The organism is Streptomyces spongiicola, from assembly GCF_003122365.1.
Lineage (GTDB): Bacteria > Actinomycetota > Actinomycetes > Streptomycetales > Streptomycetaceae > Streptomyces > Streptomyces spongiicola.
Genome location: NZ_CP029254.1, coordinates 4,578,063 through 4,598,325, shown reverse-complemented (window position 1 = coordinate 4,598,325; position 20,263 = coordinate 4,578,063). Strand labels below are relative to the sequence as shown.

Sequence of the window (20,263 nt, the reverse complement as noted above, 5' to 3'; positions counted from 1 at the left end):
GGGAACCGGTACGGTCCGGGTCGCAGGGGTGTCACGAGGGCCGCGGACACCCGGGGAAGCAGGAGCCGGCAGCGGGAGCCGGCAGCGGCACCCGGCCATCCCGCCCGGGGCGCAGGAGCCGGCAGCAGGAGCCCGATGCCGCCCGGGTCGCAGGGGTGTCACGGAGGCCGCGGACACCGGTGAAGGGGAAGGGAAAGCGAAAGGGAAAGGGGAAGGGGAAGGGGAAGCGGGAGCCCGACGCCGCCCGGACTCCGGGACGGACGAGCGCCCCGGGCCCCTCGTCCGTGCCGTCCCGGGACTACCCGGTCCACTCCGCCCAGGACATGTTCCAGCCGTTCAGGCCGTTGTCGGGGGCGATCTGCTTGTCCTTGGAGTTCTTCACGACCACCACGTCGCCGATGATCGAGTTGTCGTACATCCACGCGGCCGGTGTACCGCTGTCGTGGGCGCCGCGCACATCCCGCAGACCGACGCAGCCGTGGCTGACGTTCGCCGAGCCGAAGGTGCCGCGGGAGGCCCAGTAGTTGCCGTGTATGAAGGTGCCGGACGTCGACAGGCGCATCGCGTGCGGCACGTCCTTGATGTCGTACTCGCCGCTGAAGCCCACGGTGGCGCCGTTCATCCGCGTCACCTCGTACTTCTCGCTGATCACCATCTGGCCGTTGTACGTCGTGGTCGACGGGGCGCCCGCGGTGATCGGGATGGTCTTGAGGAGTCTGCCGTCCCGCACCACCTTCATGGTGTGGGCCCTGGCGTCGACCGTGGAGACCTGGCTGCGGCCGATGGTGAAGGAGACCGTCTTGGCCTGCTTGCCGTACACGCCGGGGCGGCCCTCGACACCGTCGAGGTTGAGCCGGACCGTCACCCTGGTGCCCGCGGCCCAGTACTTCTCGGGCCGGAAGTCCAGGCGGTCGTTGCCGAACCAGTGCCCCTCTATCGGCACCGACGGCTCGGCGGTGACCTTGATGGCCCTCTCGACGGCCTCCGGGTCGGTGATGCCCCGGGTGAAGTTGATGGAGACGGGCATGCCGACGCCGACCGTGGAGCCGTTCTCGGGGGTGTAGTGGCCGATGAAGGTGTTCTCGGGGACGAGCGTGGTGAAGGTCGTGTCCTTCGCGGACTCGCGGCCCTCGGTGTCCTCGGCCACGGCGTGCACCTGGTACCTGGTGGCCGACGCGAGGTGCTGGAGCGGCTCCCAGCTCGCGCCGCCGGCCGCGATCCTCCCCTCGACCGCGTTGCCCCTGTCGTCCTTGACGGCGACCTCGGTCAGCCGGCCCCTGCCGGCCGACACCTTCAGCGCGCCGCTGGTGGCGACGGCCTTCGCCCCGTCCTCGGGCGAGACCGTCACGACCGCCTGTGACGCCGCCGAGACGACCTTGGCGGCGTCCTCTGCCTTCTCGGCTCCGCCGCCGGCCGGGCGCTCGGAGCCGCCGCCGCAGGCGGAGACCAGCAGCAGCGCACCCATGGCGAGGGCCGGCAGCGCGGTGCGCCCGCGTCGCCGGCCCGTCCTGACCGATGCCCCCGATATCGGCTGCCCGTTCACGATGAGCTGTCTCCCCTCGCACGGCCCGGTCCCGCCGGGGCCCGCACCCCCCGCGCGCTCGAACGGCGCGCACTGCGCCAGACAATCACACCGGGGGTCGCTGCGGCTTCCCGCCGATGTCACCGTTCAGTCGCAAATCTGCCCGGCGGGGGCGCCGCCCATGCGGGAGGGCGCTCAGCGCAGCGCGGAGCCGGCCTTCCACGCCTCCCAGCCCATGTTCCAGCCGCTCAACCCGTTCCACGGGTCGACCACCCGGTCCGGGGAGTTGACCACCTCCACCACGTCGCCGACGAGCGTCCGGTCGAAGAACCAGCCCGCCGGGGAGTCCTGGCTGCCGCCCTTCTCGTCGCGCAGCCCGATGCAGCCGTGGCTGACGTTCCGCATGCCGAAGACCGCCGGGTCGGCCCAGTAGTTGCCGTGCAGGAAGGTGCCCGACGTGGTGAGCCGCATCGCGTGCGGCACGTCCTTGATGTCGTACTCGCTCTTGCCGTCGTCGTCGGTGAAGCCGACCGTGGCACCGTTCATGCGGGTGACGTCGTGCATCTCGCTGACGACCATCCTGCCGTTGTACGTCCGGGTCTTCCTGCCGCCCGTGGTGACCGGCAGCGTCGTCAGCACCTTGCCGTCGCGGCGTACCTCCATCGTCCGCTCACGGGCGTCGACCAGGGAGATCTGGGACCGGCCGACGGTGAAGCGGACGGTCTTGCGCTGGACGCCGTACACCCCGGACGCCCCCTCGACGTCGCGCAGGGCCATGTCGACGGTCACCGTGGTGCCCGGCTTCCAGTACTCGCGCGGGCGGAAGTCGAGCCGTTCCGCGTCGAACCAGTGGCCCACGACCTCCACCGGCGGGACGGAGGTGACGCGGATGGCCCGCTCGACCGCGGCGCGGTTCCTGATACCGCGGTTGAAGTCGAACGAGACGATCATCCCGACGCCCACCGTGGAGCGGTTCTCCGGGGTGAAGTAACCGATGAACCGGTGGTCGGGGACGACGGTGGTGAAGGTCGTGTGCCGCGCCGACCGGCGGCCGCGGGCGTCCAGCGCCACCGCTTCGACGCTGTACTTGGCCGCCAGCGCGAGCCGGGTGCCCGGCTTCGGCCGCCAGGTCAGCCCGTTCGGGGAGATGGCGCCCGGGACCTCGGCGGGCTGGGCGTCCTCGATCCGGGTGACCTTGACCCGCTCCAGCCGCCCACCCGCCAGTGCCACTTCGAGCCTGCCGTCCGCCGGCACGGCCCCCGCCCCGTCCGCCGGAGTGATCCGGATGGTGTCGCCGGGCGCCCGGGGTTTGTCGCCCTCGGCGGCCGGACCGCCACCGGTGCTCCCGGCTCCGCCGGTGCAGCCGGCCGCGCCGGAGAGCAGTACCGTCCACAGCGCGGCGACGGCCAGCGTGGCCCTCGTCCGCCTCACCGCGTTGCTCACAGAGTCCACCTCGTGGGGTCGCAGAGACACAGCACGTCCCGCCCAACGACGGCCACCCTCCCGGGGAAACGTCGGCACTGGGCATGCGGGGAGCAGGCCATACGGCGAGCGGGCGATGCGGGAGGCGGGCCGCACGGCGAGTGGGCGATGCGGGGAGCGGGCAGTGCCGCGGGCGGGCGATGCGGGAGGCGGGCCGTACGACGGTCAGGCCGCACGGCGGGTGGGCCGTACCACGGGCAGGCCGTACGACAGGCAGGCCGTACGACAGGCAGGCCGTACGACAGGCAGGCCGCACGACAGGCAGGCCGCACGACAGGCAGGCCGCACGACAGGCAGGCCGCACCACGGGTGGGCCGTACCACGGGCGTCCCAGCGCAGGGCGCGGGCACACAGGAAGCGGGCCGTGCCGCGGGCGGCGCATGTTGGGAGCGCCACGGCGTAGGGCAGAGATGGTGGGAGGACCACACGCGGGGAGCCACGGCCGGGACGCCGTGGCCGGGAGCCGCGCGGGCCCGACGAGCCGCGGGAGGCCGGCAGGTGTCGAGCGCAGCCGATCAGGAGGCGGTACGGGAAGGGGAGCGGCCTCTTCCCGCCGTGGGACCGCATCCGGCCCCGCACGGGCGGCCGCCGGGCAGGGCGGGCGGCTCAGGCCCCCGGGTGTGGCCGGGGGCCCCGACACCGCTGGGCGCCCGGTACCGGGTCGGTCCCGACGGGGCCGCGGGCACCAACTTCGCCCTGTGGGCGGGGGGCGCCGAGGCCGTGGAACTCTGCCTCTTCGACGAGTCGGGCGCGGAGTCCAGGCTGCCGCTGACCGAGCTGACCCACGAGATCTGGCACGGCTTCGTGCCCGGCGTCGGGCCCGGGCAGCGCTACGGCTTCCGTGTGCACGGCCGCTGGGACCCGTGGACCGGTGCCCGCTGGAACCCGGCGAAGCTGCTGCTCGACCCGTACGCCCGGGCGGTGGACGGTGAGTACGCGCTGCCGCCCGAGGTGTACGGGCACGTCCGCGACTGGCCGCAGCAGCACGTCGCGGACACCGTGCGCGACGACCGGGACTCGGCCCCGTACGTCCCCAAGGGCGTGGTCGTCCACGACGACGCCCCGGACGACGAGTGGGCGGACGACCGGCGGCCCAAGACCCCCTGGGCCGACTCCGTCATCTACGAACTGCACGTGCGCGGCTTCACCCGGCTGCACCCCGGCGTCCCCCCGGAGCTGCGCGGCACCTACGCGGGCCTCGCGCACCCGGCGGCGATCGGCCACCTCGTACGGCTCGGGGTGACGGCGGTCGAACTGCTCCCGGTCCACCAGTTCGCGCACGAGGACCACCTGCTGCGGCGGGGCCTGCGGAACTACTGGGGCTACAACTCGATCGGCTACTTCGCGCCGCACGCCGGCTACAGCGCGTCCGGGACCGCGGGGCAGCAGGTCGGCGAGTTCAGGCGGATGGTGCGCGCCCTGCACGAGGCGGGCATCGAGGTCGTCCTCGACGTGGTCTACAACCACACCGCGGAGGCCGGGGAGCTGGGGCCGACGCTGAGTCTGAAGGGCGTCGACAACCGCGGCTACTACCGCCTCCGCACCGGCGAGGCGCGTCGCTACGCCGACTACACCGGCTGCGGCAACACACTGCACGTGGTCCAGCCGCAGGTGCTGCGGCTCATCACCGACTCGCTGCGCTACTGGGTCACGGAGATGGGCGTCGACGGCTTCCGCTTCGACCTGGCGGCGGCGCTCGCCCGGTCGATGCACGACGTCGACATGCTGTCCCCCTTCCTCGCCGTGATCGCCCAGGACCCGGTACTGCGCCGGGTGAAGCTGATCGCCGAACCGTGGGACGTCGGCAACGGCGGATACCAGGTGGGCGCGTTCCCCCCGCTGTGGACGGAGTGGAACGACCGCTACCGGGACGCCGTGCGGGACTTCTGGCGCGGCGCGCTGCCCGATCTGCGGGACCTGGGCTACCGGGTGTCCGGCTCCAGCGACCTCTACGCCTGGGGCGGCCGGCGCCCGTACGCGTCGGTCAACTTCGTCACCGCCCACGACGGCTTCACCCTGCGCGACTTGGTCAGCTACGAGCGCAAGCACAACGAGGCGAACGGCGAGGGCAACCGGGACGGCACCGACGACAACCGCGCCTGGAACTGCGGCGCTGAGGGCGAGACCGACGACCCCGAGGTCAACGCCCTGCGGTGGCGGCAGGTCCGCAACCTGCTCACCACCCTGCTGCTGTCCACCGGCGTGCCGATGCTGGTGGCCGGCGACGAGATGGGCCGTACGCAGGGCGGCAACAACAACGCCTACTGCCAGGACAACGAGACCGGCTGGCTCGACTGGTCGCTCCCGGACCAGCCGGGGCCGGGCGGGCTGCTGGCCCTCACCTCCCGGCTGCTGGCGCTGCGCGGCGCGCACCCGGTGCTGCGGCGCCGGGCGTTCTTCTCCGGCCGGCCGCAGACCGCGGACGGGCTGCGCGACCTGGCCTGGTTCACCGCACATGGCGCGGAGATGACCGAGCAGGACTGGTACTCCCCCTCCTCCACACTGGCGCTGTTCCTGTCGGGCCGGGACATCCCGGGCCGGGACGCCCGGGGCGCGCAGGTCACCGACGACAGCTTCCTGACGATCCTGCACGCGGCGGGCCGGCCGACGGCCTTCCGGCTGCCGGGTCCGCCGTGGGCGGAGGAGTACGAACTGGTCGTGGACACCTCGCTGGAGGAGCAGTCGGCGGCGCCGGGGACGGTGTACCGGGGCGGGGAGCGGATGGCGGTGCCCGCGCGTTCGGTGCTGCTGCTGCGGGTGCGGGAGCGCGACGGGGGCTGAGATCCGTTCGCGGTTCGCCGTCGGGCGTCCCTGCCGTGCTGACCGCGCTGCTCCGGTGCCGCGGCCGTGCCCGCCCGACAGCCGCGGCACCGGGCCCGTTCCTGCGTAGGGGCAGCAGGGGGCAGCACAGACCGACACAGACCGGCACAGGGCGGCAGAGGGCGGCAGAGGGCGGGCGGGGTGACGCGGGAGGGCAGGGCGGCCGGGCGCGGAACGGGCGGCGCGGTGCGGTGCAGCGCGGCCGGCGGGCTCACCACCCCGTACCTGATCCTGATCCTCCACCGCTTCCCACGGCCCAACACCCACCAGGAGCCGGAGCGATGAACGGGCACGCACCGGACCCGATAGGGCGACAGGCACACAGGGTGTTCTTCCGGCCAAGTCAGCGGCGAATACGCGACACCTCGGCATGCGTGCCTACCGGTCCCGAGGGCCCAGGGCGGTAGGACCGCCGGTCGACGGCCGGACCGTGGCCGGACAGTACGGCGGGAAAAACCCGGTGGGCTGTGTCAGTGGTGAACCGTAGGCTCGCTCCTGATGTCCACCACAGTTGAAGCCGCCCGGACCGACCGGTCCGCCGTCCGCTCCCTGCTGAGGCTCTGGCCGTACGTACGCCCGGTCAGGGCCCGGCTGTTCACGGCGGCGGCCGTCGCGATCGTCGCCTCCTGCCTGAGCCTGGTCATCCCCCTGGTCCTGAAGTGGATGGTGGACGGTCCGGTCGCCGACCGGGACGTGGGCGGGGTGTGGCTGGGGGCCCTGTACCTGCTGCTGCTCGGTGTCGCGGAGGCGGTGCTGTTCGGCTTCCGGCGCTGGCTGGTGGCCCGTCCGCTGGCCAGGGTGGAGGCGGCGATGCGAGGGGATCTCTTCCGGCATCTCCAGCGGCTTCCCGTGGCCTTCCACGACCGGTGGGCGTCGGGGCAGCTGCTGTCGCGCGGGACGACTGATCTGATGCTGGTACGGCTGTTCCTGGCGTTCCCGCTGACGTTCCTGCTCGTCAACGGGGTGACGATCATCGTCGGCGCGGGCATCCTGCTGGCCCAGCAGTGGACGCTCGGCCTGGTGCTGCTGGCCCCGGTCGCGCCACTGGTGTTCGTCATCGCCCGGTTCGAGGTGCGCTACTCGTCCCAGGCGCGGACGGCGCAGGACCAGGTGGGAGACCTGACCACCGTCGTCGAGGAGAGCGTCCTCGGCATCCGCGTCATCAAGGGTTTCGGGCGCCACCGCAGCCAGGCGGCTGCCTTCCGTGCACTGTCCGAGCGGCTTCGGGGGACCGAACTGGTCAAGGCCCGGCTGCTGGCGGGGATCTTCGGCGTCATCATGACCGTCCCCGAGCTGGCCATCGGCGCCGCCCTGGTGCTCGGCACGATCCAGGTCGCGGACGGCGCCCTGTCGGCCGGCACGCTCGTCGCCTTCCTCTCCACGGCGCTCGCGCTGCGCTGGCCGGTGGACGCGATGGGCTTCCTGCTCGCGATGAGCCAGGAGGCGGCGACCGCCACGGACCGCTACTTCGACGTCCTGGACGCGGAGGTGGAACGGGAGGGGAAGCAGGGGACCGGGGACGGGAAGGCGCCCGGGGACGGGAAGAGCCACGGGGACGAGCCCGGGGGCGCAGCCACCTCACCCGGACAACGGCCGATACCGCCCGCCACACCCGCGAAGGAGCCGGGGCCGGCGGAGAACGGCGCGGGGGGCGGCCTCCGGTTCGAGGGGGTCCGCTTCCGCTACCCCGACGCGTCCGAGGACACCGAACCGGTGCTGAAGGATGTCGACCTGCACATCAGGTCGGGCGAGACCATGGCTCTCGTCGGCGGCACGGGCAGCGGAAAGACGACGCTGACCGCGCTCGTACCGCGGCTGTACGAGGTGACCGCGGGGCGCATCACGCTGGACGGGCGGGACATCGCCGCCATGCCGCGCGAGGAGCTGCGCACCCTGGTGTCGGTGGCGTTCGAGGAGCCGACGCTCTTCTCGGCGAGCGTCGGGGAGAACGTGCGGATGGGCGCCGAGCACGCCGGTGACGAGGAGGTGCGGCGGGCGCTGGACGTGGCCCAGGCGCGGTTCGTCGACACCCTCCCGCGGGGATGCGCCACCCAGGTCGGTGAGCAGGGCCTCAGCCTCTCCGGCGGCCAGCGGCAGCGGCTCGCCCTCGCCCGCGCCGTGGTCGGGGAGCCGCGCTTCCTCGTGCTCGACGACCCGCTCTCGGCGCTCGACGTGCAGACGGAGGCCCTTGTGGAGGCCGCGCTGCGCCGGGTCCTCCGGGACACCACCGCCCTGGTGGTGGCGCACCGGCCGTCCACGGTGCTGCTCGCCGACCGGGTGGCGCTGCTGTCCGGCGGCCGGGTCGCGGCCGTCGGCACCCACCACGAACTGCTGCGGGACAGCGCCGAGTACGCCTGGCTGATGTCGGGCGCTCATGCCGAGGAGCGAGATCGATGACGTCATCGACGGCCACGACGCCGCAGCCGGACGGCGGGGACGCCTCGGCCGATGCCGTGCCGAAGGCCCCCGAGGCCGCCGGCCCGGACGGTTCGGGCACGGGTACGGACGCGGGCACGGGCACGGGCACGGGTACGGACGCGGGCACGGGCACGAGTACGGACGCGGGCACGGGCGCGGGCACGGGCGCGGGCGCGGGCACGGGCACGGGCGCGGGCACGGGCGCGGGCGCGGGCGCGGGCACGGGTGGAACGGCAACACGGCACGCGACCGGCCCCGGCTCGACCGGGACGGACGGGAGCGGACCTGACGGTGCGTCACCGAAACCGGAACCGGCCGGGACGGACCGTACGCACGGCACGGGCCCGGACGCGACCCGACCGGACGCGACGGACCCAGATGAAACAGAACCAGACGAAACGGGCACAGGCACGGGTGGCGACGCCTTCGACCGGGACGCCCTGCCCGCACCCGACGGCGCCACCGGTGCCCTGCTGCGTTCGCTGCTGGCCCCCCTCCGCGGCCGGGTGGTCGTCGCCGCGGTCCTGCTGCTGCTCCAGCAGGCCGCGGCCCAGGCCGGTCCGCTGCTCGTCGCGTTCGCCATCGACCGCGGCGTGCCCGCGCTGCGCGACGGCGACCGCGGGCCCCTGGTCGTGATCGGTGCCGGGTACGCGGTGTGCGCTCTCGGTTCGGGCGCGTTCCAGTACGCCTTCATCCGCGCGTCGGCCCGGGTCAACCAGGACGCCCTGCTCGACCTGCGCGGCCGGATCTTCCGGCATGCCCAGGCGCTGAGTCTGGACTTCCACGAGCGCTACACCTCGGGCCGGCTCATCTCCCGCTCCACCACCGACGTCGAGTCGCTGAGCGAACTCCTCAGCGAGGGAATGCAGGAGCTCCTCGCCGTGGCCATGTCCTTCGTCTACATCTCGGCGATGCTGCTGTGGCTGGACCCCGGAATCGGCGGCCTCGCCGCGCTCAGCTTCGTCCCGCTGTTTCTGCTGGTGCAGCTGTACCGGCGGCGCGCGGCGGCGGTGTTCTCCACGCGGTCCACCGCCATCGCATCCGTCATCGTGAAGTTCGCGGAGACCATGAACGGCATCCGGCCGGTGCGCGCCTTCCGGCGCGAGCGGGCGAACGACGAGCACTTCCGCGCCCTGAACGACAGGCACGCCCGCAGCAACGGAGACGCGATGCTGGAGATGGCCCGCTATGTCGTGGGATCCCGGCTGGTGGGCAACACCGCGGTCGCGGGCATCGTGCTGTGGGGCGCGTACCGGGTGACCGAGGGGACGCTCGCGCTGGGTGTGCTCGCGGCCTCGGTGCTCTATCTGCGGCGGCTGTACGACCCGATCGACCGGCTCGGCATGTTCCTCAACTCGTACGAGTCGGCGGCCGCGTCACTGCGCAAGATCGCGGGGCTGCTCGCCCAGACGCCGTCCGTTCCGGAGCCGGTCCGGCCCGCGGCGCTGCCGGAGCGCGCCGGAGCCACCGGTCCGGGCCGGGAGGTGGTCTTCGAGGACGTGCGCTTCGCCTACCGCACCGGCGGAGAGGTACTGCCCCGCTTCCGCCTCACCATCCCCGCCGGGCAGACCGTCGCCGTCGTCGGCTCGACCGGGGCGGGCAAGTCCACGCTGGCCAAGCTGCTGGCCCGGTTCTACGACCCCACGGACGGGCGGGTGCTGCTCGACGGGACCGATCTGCGCGATCTGCCGGTGCCCGAGCTGCGGCGCGGGGTGGTGATGGTGACCCAGGAGGCCTTCCTGTTCTCCGGCACGGTCGCCGAGAACATCGCCATCGGCCGGCCGGAGGCGACGCGCGCCGAGATCGAGCAGGCCGCGAAGGCCATCGGGGCGCACGATTTCGTCTGCGGCCTGCCGGAGGGCTACGACACCGACGTGCGCAAGCGCGGGGGGAGGATCTCGGCGGGGCAGCGCCAGCTCGTCGCGTTCGCCCGGGCGCTGCTGGCGGACCCGGCGGTGCTGATCCTGGACGAGGCCACCAGCTCACTGGACATCCCCGGCGAGCGCGCGGTGCAGCGGGCCATGGACACGGTGCTGCGGGGGCGTACGGCGATCGTCATCGCGCACCGGCTGTCGACGGTGGAGATCGCCGACCGGGTCCTGGTGATGGAAGGCGGCCGCATCGTCGAGGACGGCAGACCCGCCGCCCTCGTGGACGGCGCGGGCCGCTTCGCGGGGCTGCACCGGGCGTGGCGGGAGAGCCTGGTCTGACGGCGGGGGAGCGGAGTCCGCGAAGTCGCCGGCCGTGCGCACGTCGTGTCAGGTCGGCAGCCTGCGGGCGGGAGAACTGCCGCACACCGCACAAGCCGGTGCGGCCCGGCCGATGGCACGATCCCGCGTATGACCGACATCCGGGAAGTGGTCTGCCGCCCCCATCCGAGCCGCGGCCTGCGGTTCGTCCTCGGGCTCGGGGCGGCCGGGGCGATCCTGGCCGCGGTGCGGCTGGTGTGCCGGGGCAACCTCCTGGACCCCTGGGCGCACGGGGGCCTGTTCGTCGCGTCGGTCGGGTTCGCGTACCTCTACCCGGCCACCGCCCGGGTGAGCGCCGACGCGCGCGGCCTGCACTCCCGGACGCTGCTGCGCCGCCGGAGCCTGCCCTGGCACGATGTCGCCGACCTGCACGTGTACATGCAGAACAGCAGACACCGCGACGTCCGTCGCGTCAGCGTGGTGCTGCGCGACGGACACAGGCGGCGCCTGCCGCTGCCGTGGGACCGTGCCGTGCACCACCGCACGCACTTCGACGCGCAGCTGGACGCGCTCCGCGCGGTGCACCGCCGTTACGGAGACCCGGAGTCACGCCACGTCCCGGTCGTCTCGTACCGGGCCGCCGGGCGCGGCTTGGCCGGGTGGCTGGTCCTGTGCGCGCTGCTGCTCGCGGGCGCGGGCCTGACCGCGTGGTTCGTGCCGGTCGCCGAATCGCAGAAGGCGGCCTGGAGTTCGGCCGTCCCGTGCACCGCCGGCACTGCGGGGCGCGGCGATTGCCTGACCACCCTGCCGGCCGTGATCGCGCGGACCGAGGTGGGCAGGGTGAGGGGACCCAGCCGGCTGTACTTCGCCGACGGCACGCCGTCGGAGCGGCTCGCGATCTCGCGAGAAGGCGTCCAGGGGTTCCGGCCCGGCGACAGCGTCGAACTGATCCTCTGGCGCGGTGAGGTGAGGGAGGTCGTCGGAGAACACCACGTGTGGCGGGAGCACTTCACCGGTGCCGGAGACGTGGCCGTCGCCGCGGCCGCGTGCGCCCTCGCCGCCGGCTATCCCGGCGCCCGGGTGCTGCTGCGCCTGCGCGGGCGCCGGCTGCCCGACGACGAGGTCCTTCCCTCGGCCCATCCCTTCACAGGTGCACTCGCCGGTACGGCCCTGTGGCTGCTGCCGCTCTGCTACCTCCACCCCTCGGCCCCGCTCGCCCCTCCCGTGGCGATCACCTGGGCGGCCGCGGGTTCGCTCGTCACCCTGGGGCTCCTCACCGGCGCCTGGCGCGCCACCCGCGTCCGTACGCCCGGGCAGGCCGAGGCAGCCGAAGCGGCCCGGGGGTTCTCCGGCCCGGTGTTTCTGGCCGCCTGCTTCCTGGAGCACACCGACTACAACCCGAACGGCTTCGGCACCCACATCGTCCTCGGAGACGGACCGCCGGCGGTGACGCCCCACCCCGGCCCGGGCCGGTTCGCGGCGAAACGGATCCCGGTCGAGCGGCTCACCGTCCAGGACGTGCGGCGCGTCCGGGGCGGCGACGGCGACACCGTCCCCAGAGGCTGGCACATCGCCGAACTCGACGACGCGGGCCGGCCGGTCCGCCTCGCGGCCGCCCCGGCCAACCTGATCCGCATCATCCGCGAGCTGGGCGCCACGGAAGGCACCGCGGCCCCGTGAACCCGGAGCCGTTCCGTGACCGCCCCCGGCGCCCACGACGGGGCGCGTCCGCGGGGCCACCCGTCCGTGCGTCCGCCCGTCAGGCGATTTCCCGCGGCCGAGCGCGCGCCCCGTCTGCCGGCCGGGCGGCGAGGGCCTAGCTTCGGGGGTCGGGGCACGGCGGCCTGCGCCGCCTTCCGGCTCGGTACCGGCCCGGGCCCGGGCCCGGGCGGCTGAGGCGCACGCTCGGGCGGCTCCGGCTCCGGTTCCGACTCCGGCTCCGGCTCCGGCTCCGGCTCTGGCTCTGGCTCTGAATTCAGGCCTCGGCCCGGGTCTCGGTTCCGACACCGGCACCTGCTCCCATGACGGGGCGTCACTCATGTCTCTCGGGAGGTTCCCATGCCCGGTCCCGTGTCACGCACGCTGGTGTCCGCGGTGCTGGCGGCCCTGCTGATGCCCGTCCGGTCGGGCGCTGCTCACGTGGCACCCGGGACGACCGCCGCACCGCCCTTCGCGGCCCGACCCTCCGCGTCGACCGCTCCCTCGACGACGGCCGGGCCCTCCGCGCTGACCGCTCCCTCGATGACGGCCGCGCGCTCCGTGCCGGCCGCGCGCTCCGTCCCGGGCGGACCGCGGTCCCGGACCCTCGCCTATGTGGCCGAACTCCACTCGGACTCGGTGTCCATCGTGGACACCCGCACGAACCGGGTCGTCGGCACCGTGGCCGTCGGGGACGGGCCGGACAGCACCGCGGTCGCCCCGGACGGCTCGCGGGTCTACGTCACCGATTCGGGTGCGGACACGGTGTCGGTGATCGACGCCCGCCGTGGCGAGGTCGTCGCCACCGTGCCCGTCGGCGACGAACCGAGCAGGGTCGCGGTCTCCCCCGACGGCCACCGCGTCTATGTCGCGAACGTCGCGTCCGACGACGTCTCCGTCATCGACGCCCGCCGCAACCGGGTCGTCGCCACCCTCGACGTCGGCGACGCCCCTCTGGGTCTCGCGTTCCTCCCCGACGGTTCGCGCCTCTACGTCGCGAGCGCCGGCTCCGACGAGGTGTGGGTGATCGGCACCGGCCGCAACCGCAACCGGATCCTCGGCACCGTTCCCGTCGGGCGGGGACCGACCGCCCTGGCGGTCGCCCCGGACGGCTCGCGGGTGTACGTCTCCAACCTCACCTCCGGCGATGTGTCGGTCGTCAGCACCCGCCGGGACGCGGTGGTCGCCACCGTCGAGGCTGGCGCGGGACCGGCCGGGGTGGCCGTGCTCCCCGACGGCCGTCGCGTGTACGTCGCCAACACGGCCGGCGACGACGTCTCGGTGATCGACACCTGCCGGGACGAGGTGGTCGCCACCGTGCCCGTCGGCGAACGGCCCAACGGGATCGCCGTCACCCCGGACGGCTCGCGGGCGTACGTCACCGACTTCGCGGACGACGATGTCTCCGTGATCGACACCCGCCGCAACCGGGTCGTCGCCACCGTCGGCGTCGGCGCCGGGCCGACCGGGGTGGCGATCACCCCCGCGGAGGGCCGGAAGCCGGGGTGGGGTGCGCGGCGGACCTCACTCGGCGGCGAGGCGGGTGCATGTCCTCGCCAGGACGGTCCGACTCCGTAGGCGGGCCGTGACGGTGCGACAGGTCCTCGCCCCAGCCCTCACCCCGCCCTCGCCCTCCTTGCCCCGGGGAGGCGGCCCCGCGGCGGGTCGCACGGGTCAGGTGCGGTTGTGGGTGCGGGATTCGGGGTTTCGGGGTTTCGGGGTTCGGGTTCGGAGGTCAGAGGTCAGGGTCGGGGTCCGAGGGTCGGGGTCCGCGCGGCTCGTACCGGGTTGCCTCCGACAGGCTCGGCTCCCGTCCGAGAGCTGTCCCCGCCGCCATATGGCTGACGCCTTTTCAGACATTCCCCAGGGCCCTCGGCAAAGCCGTTCACCGCACCCGGCGCGACCGGAGGCAGCCGTACGGTTCGACGGCTCGCGGCGGACAGCGGGGCCCCGCGGGGCGGCCGCACGGCCGGAACGCGCCATGCCGGGGCGTCGGCCGGGCGGGCGGCGCGTAGCATCTGCCCTCCGGGATCCCGTAGCGGATGTCTTCAGTCCGCATCCCCGCCGACGCCGCCGAGCCAGGCCCGCCACGGCCGCGGGACGGCACCCGCGGGACGCCAGGCGAAACGTCCTCTCAACGAACATGACCTCTCACTCAGCGAACACGATCCGGCCATTCTTTTGACGCGACCCTGACAGAAACTGTTCACTCCTGCCACGCTTCCGTCGAGCCACGCACAACATGCTCCTCGGTTCTGCCGGGCGGCCCACCCAGCCGCCCGTGACCCCCCTCGCAGAAGGAGTCCGCGTGAGACCCATGTCCAGCCGTCGCACGTCCGCGACCGGCGCTCTGCTGGCAGTCGCAGCCCTCCTGGCCGCCGGAGTCCAGGCCGGCTCCGCCGCCGCGGCCCCCGCGCCGATCGCCCCGAAGCAGCAGACCGCCTCCGGGGCGGACCCCGGCGCGCTGCCCGTGGCGCTCTCCCCCGCCCAGCGGGCGGAGCTGATCCGCGAGGCCAACGCCACCAAGGCGGCGACCGCGGCCGAACTCGGCCTCGGTGCGCAGGAGAAGCTCGTCGTGCGCGACGTGGTCCAGGACCGGGACGGCACCACGCACACCCGCTACGAGCGCACCTACGCGGGCCTGCCCGTGCTCGGCGGTGACCTGGTGGTCACCGAGTCGGAGGCCGGAAGGGCCGAGTCCGTCAGCAAGGCGTCGGCGTCGGCGCTGCGGAACATCGACACCGGCGCCGACGTCGCCCCGGCCGCCGCGGAGCAGCAGGCCGTGGCCGCCGCACGCGCGGAGGGCTCGAAGGACACCGCCGCCGAGCGCGCTCCGCGCAAGGTGGTCTGGATGGCCCAGGGCGAGCCGAAGCTGGCGTACGAGACCGTCGTGGGCGGTCTGCAACACGACGGCACACCCAACGAGCTGCACGTCGTCACCGACGCCACGACCGGCGGCAAGCTGTACGAGTGGCAGGCGATCCAGCAGGGCACGGGCAACACGATGTACAGCGGACAGGTGTCCCTGGGCACCGCGCCGTCGTACACGCTGACCGACACCACCCGCGGCAACCACAAGACCAACAACCTCAACCGCGGCACGTCCGGCTCGGGCACCCTGTTCTCCGGGACCGACGACGTCTGGGGCGACGGCACCCCGCAGAACGCCGAGACCGCCGGCGCCGACGCGCACTACGGCGCGGCACTGACCTGGGACTACTTCAAGGACGTGCACGGCCGTTCCGGCATCCGGGGCGACGGCGTCGGCGCGTACTCCCGGGTCCACTACGGCAACAACTACGTCAACGCGTTCTGGTCGGACAGCTGCTTCTGCATGACCTACGGCGACGGCGCCGGCAACGCCAAGCCGCTGACGTCGATCGACGTCGCCGCGCACGAGATGACGCACGGCATCACCTCCAACACCGCCAAGCTGGTCTACAGCGGCGAGTCCGGCGGCCTCAACGAGGCGACGTCCGACATCTTCGCCGCCGCGGTCGAGTTCCACGCGGCCAACACCCAGGACAAGGGCGACTACCTGGTCGGCGAGAAGATCGACATCAACGGCAACGGCACACCGCTGCGCTACATGGACAAGCCGAGCAGGGACGGCAAGTCCAAGGACTCCTGGTACTCGGGCATCGGCAGCATCGACGTGCACTACTCCTCCGGCCCGGCGAACCACTGGTACTACCTGCTCTCCGAGGGCAGCGGGGCGAAGACCATCAACGGCGTGAACTACGACTCGCCGACCTCGGACGGCCTGCCGGTCACCGGCATCGGCCGCGACAAGGCCTCGCTGATCTGGTACAAGGCGCTCACCACGAAGTTCAACTCGACGACCAACTACGCGGGCGCCCGCACCGGCACCCTCGCGGTCGCGACGGAGCTGTACGGGGCGAGCAGCGCGGAGGTCAAGGCCGTGACCGACGCCTGGGCGGCCATCAACGTCGGCTCCCGGCCCGGCGGCGAGCCCGGACCCGGCAAGGTCTTCGAGAACACCGGCGACATCAGCATCCCGGACCTCGGCACGGTCAGCTCCCCGGTCGCGGTCACCGGCATCGCCGGAAACGCCCCGTCGAACCTCGCGGTCGACGTCGACATCCGGCACACCTGGCGGGGTGACCTGGTGATCGACCTGGTGGCCCCGGACGGCACGGCCTACCGCCTGAAGAACTCCAGCGGCAGCGACTCCGCCGACGACGTGATCGAGACGTACACCGTGAACGCCTCCAGCGAGGTGGCCAACGGCACCTGGAACCTGCGGGTCCAGGACGTCGCCCGCTATGACACCGGCTACATCAGCAACTTCAAGCTGACGTTCCCGTAGGCACCCTGCGGTTCATCCGCCCCGGCACCGCCCCGGCACCGCCCCGGCACCGCCCCGGCACCGCCCCGGCCGCCCGGGGGAGCGTAGGCTCCCCCGGGCGGCCTGGCACGGGGGCTCGGTCCCCCGGGCGGGCTCAGCCGACAGGACCTGCCCGGACCACCGGGCCGGGTGGGCCGCCGAGCCGAGTGGGCCGGGTGGGCCGCCGGAGCGGCTCGGTGTACGGGACCCGCTCGGACCACCGAACCGACACAAGCGGCCCGGCAGACCCAAGCGGCCCGGCAGACACGGGAAACCGGACCCACACGGGCGGCCGGACCCACACGGGCGGCCGGGCCGACGCATCGGCCGGACTCAGCGCATCAGCACCCCCGCGCCCTCCCCCGCCGCCCCGTTCGGCCACGCCACGAGGCCGAGGTCCGCCCCGTGCGGCAGCAGCGGGTGCGCGGGCAGCACCCGGACCGTGTATCCGAACGGGCCGGTGCGGTCGAGGGCGAGCGGGCCCTCGTAGACCAGTCGGCCGGCCGTGTCGGGGCCGCCCGCCGCCGGCTTCAGCGGGAAGGTCTGGGGATCGGTGATCGAGTCGTCCGCGTCGACCCGGCCCGCGACGGCCTGCACCTCCACGTCCTCCGGCCGGAGCAGACCGAGGGTGACGCACACCCGCAGGGCCAGCGTCGAACCCAGCTCCACGGCACAGGTGTCCGATCCCGTGCCCCCGCCCACCTCAGCACCCCCCTCGATACCCGCCTCGACACCCACCTGCGCGCCCACCTGCGCGCCGACCTCTGCATGGTCGACCGAGACTCCGCGCCAGGCCGCGCGCACCCGGGCCTTCCAGGCGGCCAGGTCGCCGGCCGCGCCGGTGTCCAGGGCGAGCACCCGGTGGGCCCGGGCGGCGGGGGCGTAGAGCCGGTCCACGTACTCGCGGACCATCCGGTCGGCCTGCACCTTCGGCCCCAGCCCGGTCAGCGTGCGCCGGACCATCTCGGTCCAGCGGGCGGGAACCCCGTCCCCGCCCCGTTCGTAGAACAGCGGCGCGATGCGCTCCTCGACCAGCCCGTACAGCGCGGCGGCCTCCAGATCGTCGCGGCGGTCCTGTTCGCCGGCGGCGGTGCCGTCGGCCGTGGGCACGGCCCAGCCGAAGTCCGGCTCGTACCACTCGTCCCACCAGCCGTCGAGTACGGACAGGTTGAGGCCGCCGTTGAGGGCCGCCTTCATCCCGCTGGTGCCGCACGCCTCCAGCGGGCGGAGCGGGTTGTTCAGCCATACGTCGCAGCCCGGCAGCAGCTTCCGCGCCATCGCCATGCCGTAGTCGGGCAGGAAGACGATCCGGTGCCGGAACCGGGGCTCGTCAGCGAACCTCACCAGTTCCTGGACCAGCCGCTTGCCGCCGTCGTCGGCGGGGTGCGCCTTGCCGGCGACGACGATCTGCACCGGGCGCCGCGGATGGAGCAGCAGCTCCGCCAGCCGTTCCCGGTCGCGCAGCATCAGGGTGAGCCGCTTGTACGCGGGGACCCGGCGGGCGAAACCGATGGTGAGCACGTCCGGGTCCAGCACCCCGTCGATCCAGCCCAGTTCCGTCGTCCCGGCGCCGCGCTGGCGCCAGGAGGCGTACAGACGTTCGCGGACCTCCCCCACCAGCCGTTCCCGCAGGGTCCGGCGCAGCTCCCAGAGGTCGGCGGCCGGCGTGGCCGCGATGTCGTCCCCGAGGGCGAGCACCTCGGGAGCCACCCAGGTCGGGGCGTGCACCCCGTTGGTGACCGAGGTGATCGGCACTTCCGGAACGTCGAAGCCCGGCCACAGCCCGCGGAACATCTCACGGCTCACCGCGCCGTGGAGCGTGGAGACCCCGTTGGCGCGCTGGGCGAGGCGCAGCCCCATGACGGCCATGTTGAACACCCGGGACTCGCCGCCGGGGTAGCTCTCCGTGCCGAGTCTCAGCACGCGTTCCGTGTCGATGCCGGGGAGTTCGCCGCCGTCACCGAAGTGACGGGCCACCAGCTCGCGGTCGAAGCGGTCGATGCCGGCCGGGACGGGGGTGTGGGTGGTGAACACCGTACCGGCCCGGACCGCCTCCAGGGCGGCGTCGAAGTCGAGGCCGTAGGGCAGCAGCTCGCGGATCCGTTCCAGTCCCTGGAAGCCGGCGTGGCCCTCGTTGGTGTGGAAGACCTCCGGCTCCGGATGCCCGGTGAGCCGGCAGTACGCACGGACCGCGCGGACGCCGCCGATGCCGAGCAGCGCCTCCTGGAGCAGGCGGTGCTCGCTGCCGCCGCCGTACAGCCGGTCGGTGACGTCGCGCTCCCCGGGGGCGTTCTCCTCCACGTCCGAGTCCAGCAGCAGCAGCGGTACCCGGCCGACCCGCGCCTGCCAGATGCGGGCCCGCAGGGTGCGGCCGCCCGGGAGGGCGAGGGAGACGCGGGCGGGGCCGCCGTCCGGCTCCCGGAGCAGGGTCAGCGGCAGTTCGTCGGGGTCGAGTACGGGGTAGTGCTCCTGCTGCCAGCCGTCGCGGGACAGCGACTGCCGGAAGTAGCCGTGCCGGTACAGCAGTCCGACGCCGATCAGCGGAACCCCCAGGTCGCTGGCCGCCTTCAGATGGTCGCCGGCGAGTATGCCCAGGCCGCCCGAGTACTGCGGCAGCGCGGCGGTGATGCCGAACTCGGGCGAGAAGTAGGCGACGGCGGCGGGCAGCGGCACCCCGTCCCCGGACCGCTCCTGGTACCAGCGCCGCCCGCGCAGATAGGCGTCGAGATCGCGGGCGGACTCCGAGACGCGGTAGAGGAACTCCGGGTCGGTGGCGAGTTCGGCGAGCCGGCCCGCGGTCACCGATCCGAGCAGCCGCACCGGGTCGCCGCCGGCCGCCCGCCAGCCGGCGGGGTCCGCGCGGCGGAACAGCTCCCGCGTCGGCGCATGCCATGACCAGCGAAGGTTGCGGGCCAGCTCGCTGAGCGGGGCGAGGGGCCCGGGGAGGACGGGGCGGACGGTGAATCGACGAATGGCCTTCACGGGTCCCACCTTCGAGGCTGAGGTTCATCCGGGGACGCACGACGCTGTGCGCCCGTCCGACTCCTCGACCGTAGTGGCGCGCCGCCCGGCTCAACCACGGCGCGAGGAGGGCGCATCGAGCCGTGCCACCATCGGCCGATCCCGGCCGTGCCGCGTTCCGCGCCGCGGACGGGGTTCGAACGGCTCGGGGCGGGCGGGGCGCGCGGCCCACCCCGGTGCGCCCCGGGCACCCGGGCGGTGCCGTGGAGCAGGCCGACGCGGGGGAGCCAGGCCGGTGCCGGGGAGCAGGCCGGTGCCGGGGAGCCCGACGATGCCGTACACCCGGGCCCCGGTGCCCCACAGCCGGGCCGGTGCCGTACACAACCTGGGGCCTCTGCCGCGCAGCCGGGCCCGCGGGCGCACGGTGGGCCCCCGGCGCCCGGACGGTACCGGCGCCGTGTCGATGCCGGGCCCGCGGGCGCACGGTGGGCCGCTGATGGCCGGAGCACGGGGCGCGCCAGGCCCGTCCGGCGGTCTCGGCGCTGCGGCGGCACCCGGCCCCCGGCGGTCTCGGCGTGCCGGGACGGGCGGGGCGGCCGCCGTGCCGGGGACGGCCCCGGGTCTGCGGCGGCGGCCGTGCCGGGACCCTGACGGGCGGGGCGGCCGCCGGGTTCCGGTCCCTGCGGGCGCTTCACCGCCGGGCCGCCGATGCCGGGACCGCCGGCCCGGTGGCGAAGTGCCCGGGTGAGGGTGCACGCGACTCGGGCCGCCGGCCGCCGCGGTCCCTCTCCGGGCAGGGGTTCACCGCGGCCGTCCCGGCAGAGG

9 protein-coding genes are annotated in these 20,263 nt (G+C 74.0%); 6 read left to right on the top strand and 3 right to left on the bottom strand.

Features of this window, described 5'->3' with window-relative positions; translation table 11 throughout:
• Nucleotides 1-298 precede the first annotated feature (298 nt).
• The gene (locus DDQ41_RS20280) at nt 299-1,543 is read right to left on the bottom strand and encodes a L,D-transpeptidase (protein ID WP_109295756.1); all 1,245 of its coding nucleotides are present in this window, start codon (nt 1,541-1,543) and stop codon (nt 299-301) included.
• A gap of 174 nt (nt 1,544-1,717) precedes the next feature.
• Nucleotides 1,718-2,965, bottom strand: a complete 1,248-nt coding sequence (locus DDQ41_RS20275) for a L,D-transpeptidase (RefSeq protein WP_109295755.1) — start codon at nt 2,963-2,965, stop codon at nt 1,718-1,720.
• Between the two features lie 594 nt (nt 2,966-3,559).
• Between DDQ41_RS20275 and glgX the strand changes: the two genes are divergently transcribed.
• From glgX to DDQ41_RS20240, 6 genes are all read left to right on the top strand, one after another.
• Nucleotides 3,560-5,785, top strand: coding sequence for a glycogen debranching protein GlgX (gene glgX / locus DDQ41_RS20270; RefSeq protein WP_394342189.1), 2,226 nt, complete (start codon nt 3,560-3,562; stop codon nt 5,783-5,785).
• Nucleotides 5,786-6,322: 537 nt separating this feature from the next.
• Entirely contained in the window at nt 6,323-8,221 is a 1,899-nt protein-coding gene (locus DDQ41_RS20265; protein ID WP_109295753.1) for an ABC transporter ATP-binding protein, read from the top strand.
• Nucleotides 8,218-10,452, top strand: coding sequence for an ABC transporter ATP-binding protein (locus DDQ41_RS20255; protein WP_262508515.1), 2,235 nt, complete (start codon nt 8,218-8,220; stop codon nt 10,450-10,452). The genes DDQ41_RS20265 and DDQ41_RS20255 overlap by 4 nt, the downstream gene beginning before the upstream one ends.
• A gap of 129 nt (nt 10,453-10,581) precedes the next feature.
• Nucleotides 10,582-12,111 carry a hypothetical protein gene (locus tag DDQ41_RS20250; RefSeq protein WP_109295752.1) on the top strand — a complete coding sequence of 510 codons (1,530 nt, stop codon included), beginning with the start codon at nt 10,582-10,584 and terminating at the stop codon, nt 12,109-12,111.
• A 378-nt stretch (nt 12,112-12,489) separates the two neighbouring features.
• Complete coding sequence (locus DDQ41_RS20245) at nt 12,490-13,707, top strand: YVTN family beta-propeller repeat protein (protein WP_109295751.1); 1,218 nt, start codon at nt 12,490-12,492, stop codon at nt 13,705-13,707.
• 730 nt (nt 13,708-14,437) lie between these two features.
• Nucleotides 14,438-16,459: a M4 family metallopeptidase gene (locus DDQ41_RS20240; RefSeq protein WP_109295750.1), complete on the top strand. Its 2,022-nt coding sequence runs from the start codon at nt 14,438-14,440 to the stop codon at nt 16,457-16,459.
• A 351-nt stretch (nt 16,460-16,810) separates the two neighbouring features.
• Here DDQ41_RS20240 and glgP read toward each other — a convergent pair whose 3' ends face one another.
• Nucleotides 16,811-19,459, bottom strand: a complete 2,649-nt coding sequence (gene glgP / locus DDQ41_RS20230; RefSeq protein ID WP_109295748.1) for an alpha-glucan family phosphorylase — start codon at nt 19,457-19,459, stop codon at nt 16,811-16,813.
• Between the last annotated feature and the right edge of the window lie 804 nt (nt 19,460-20,263).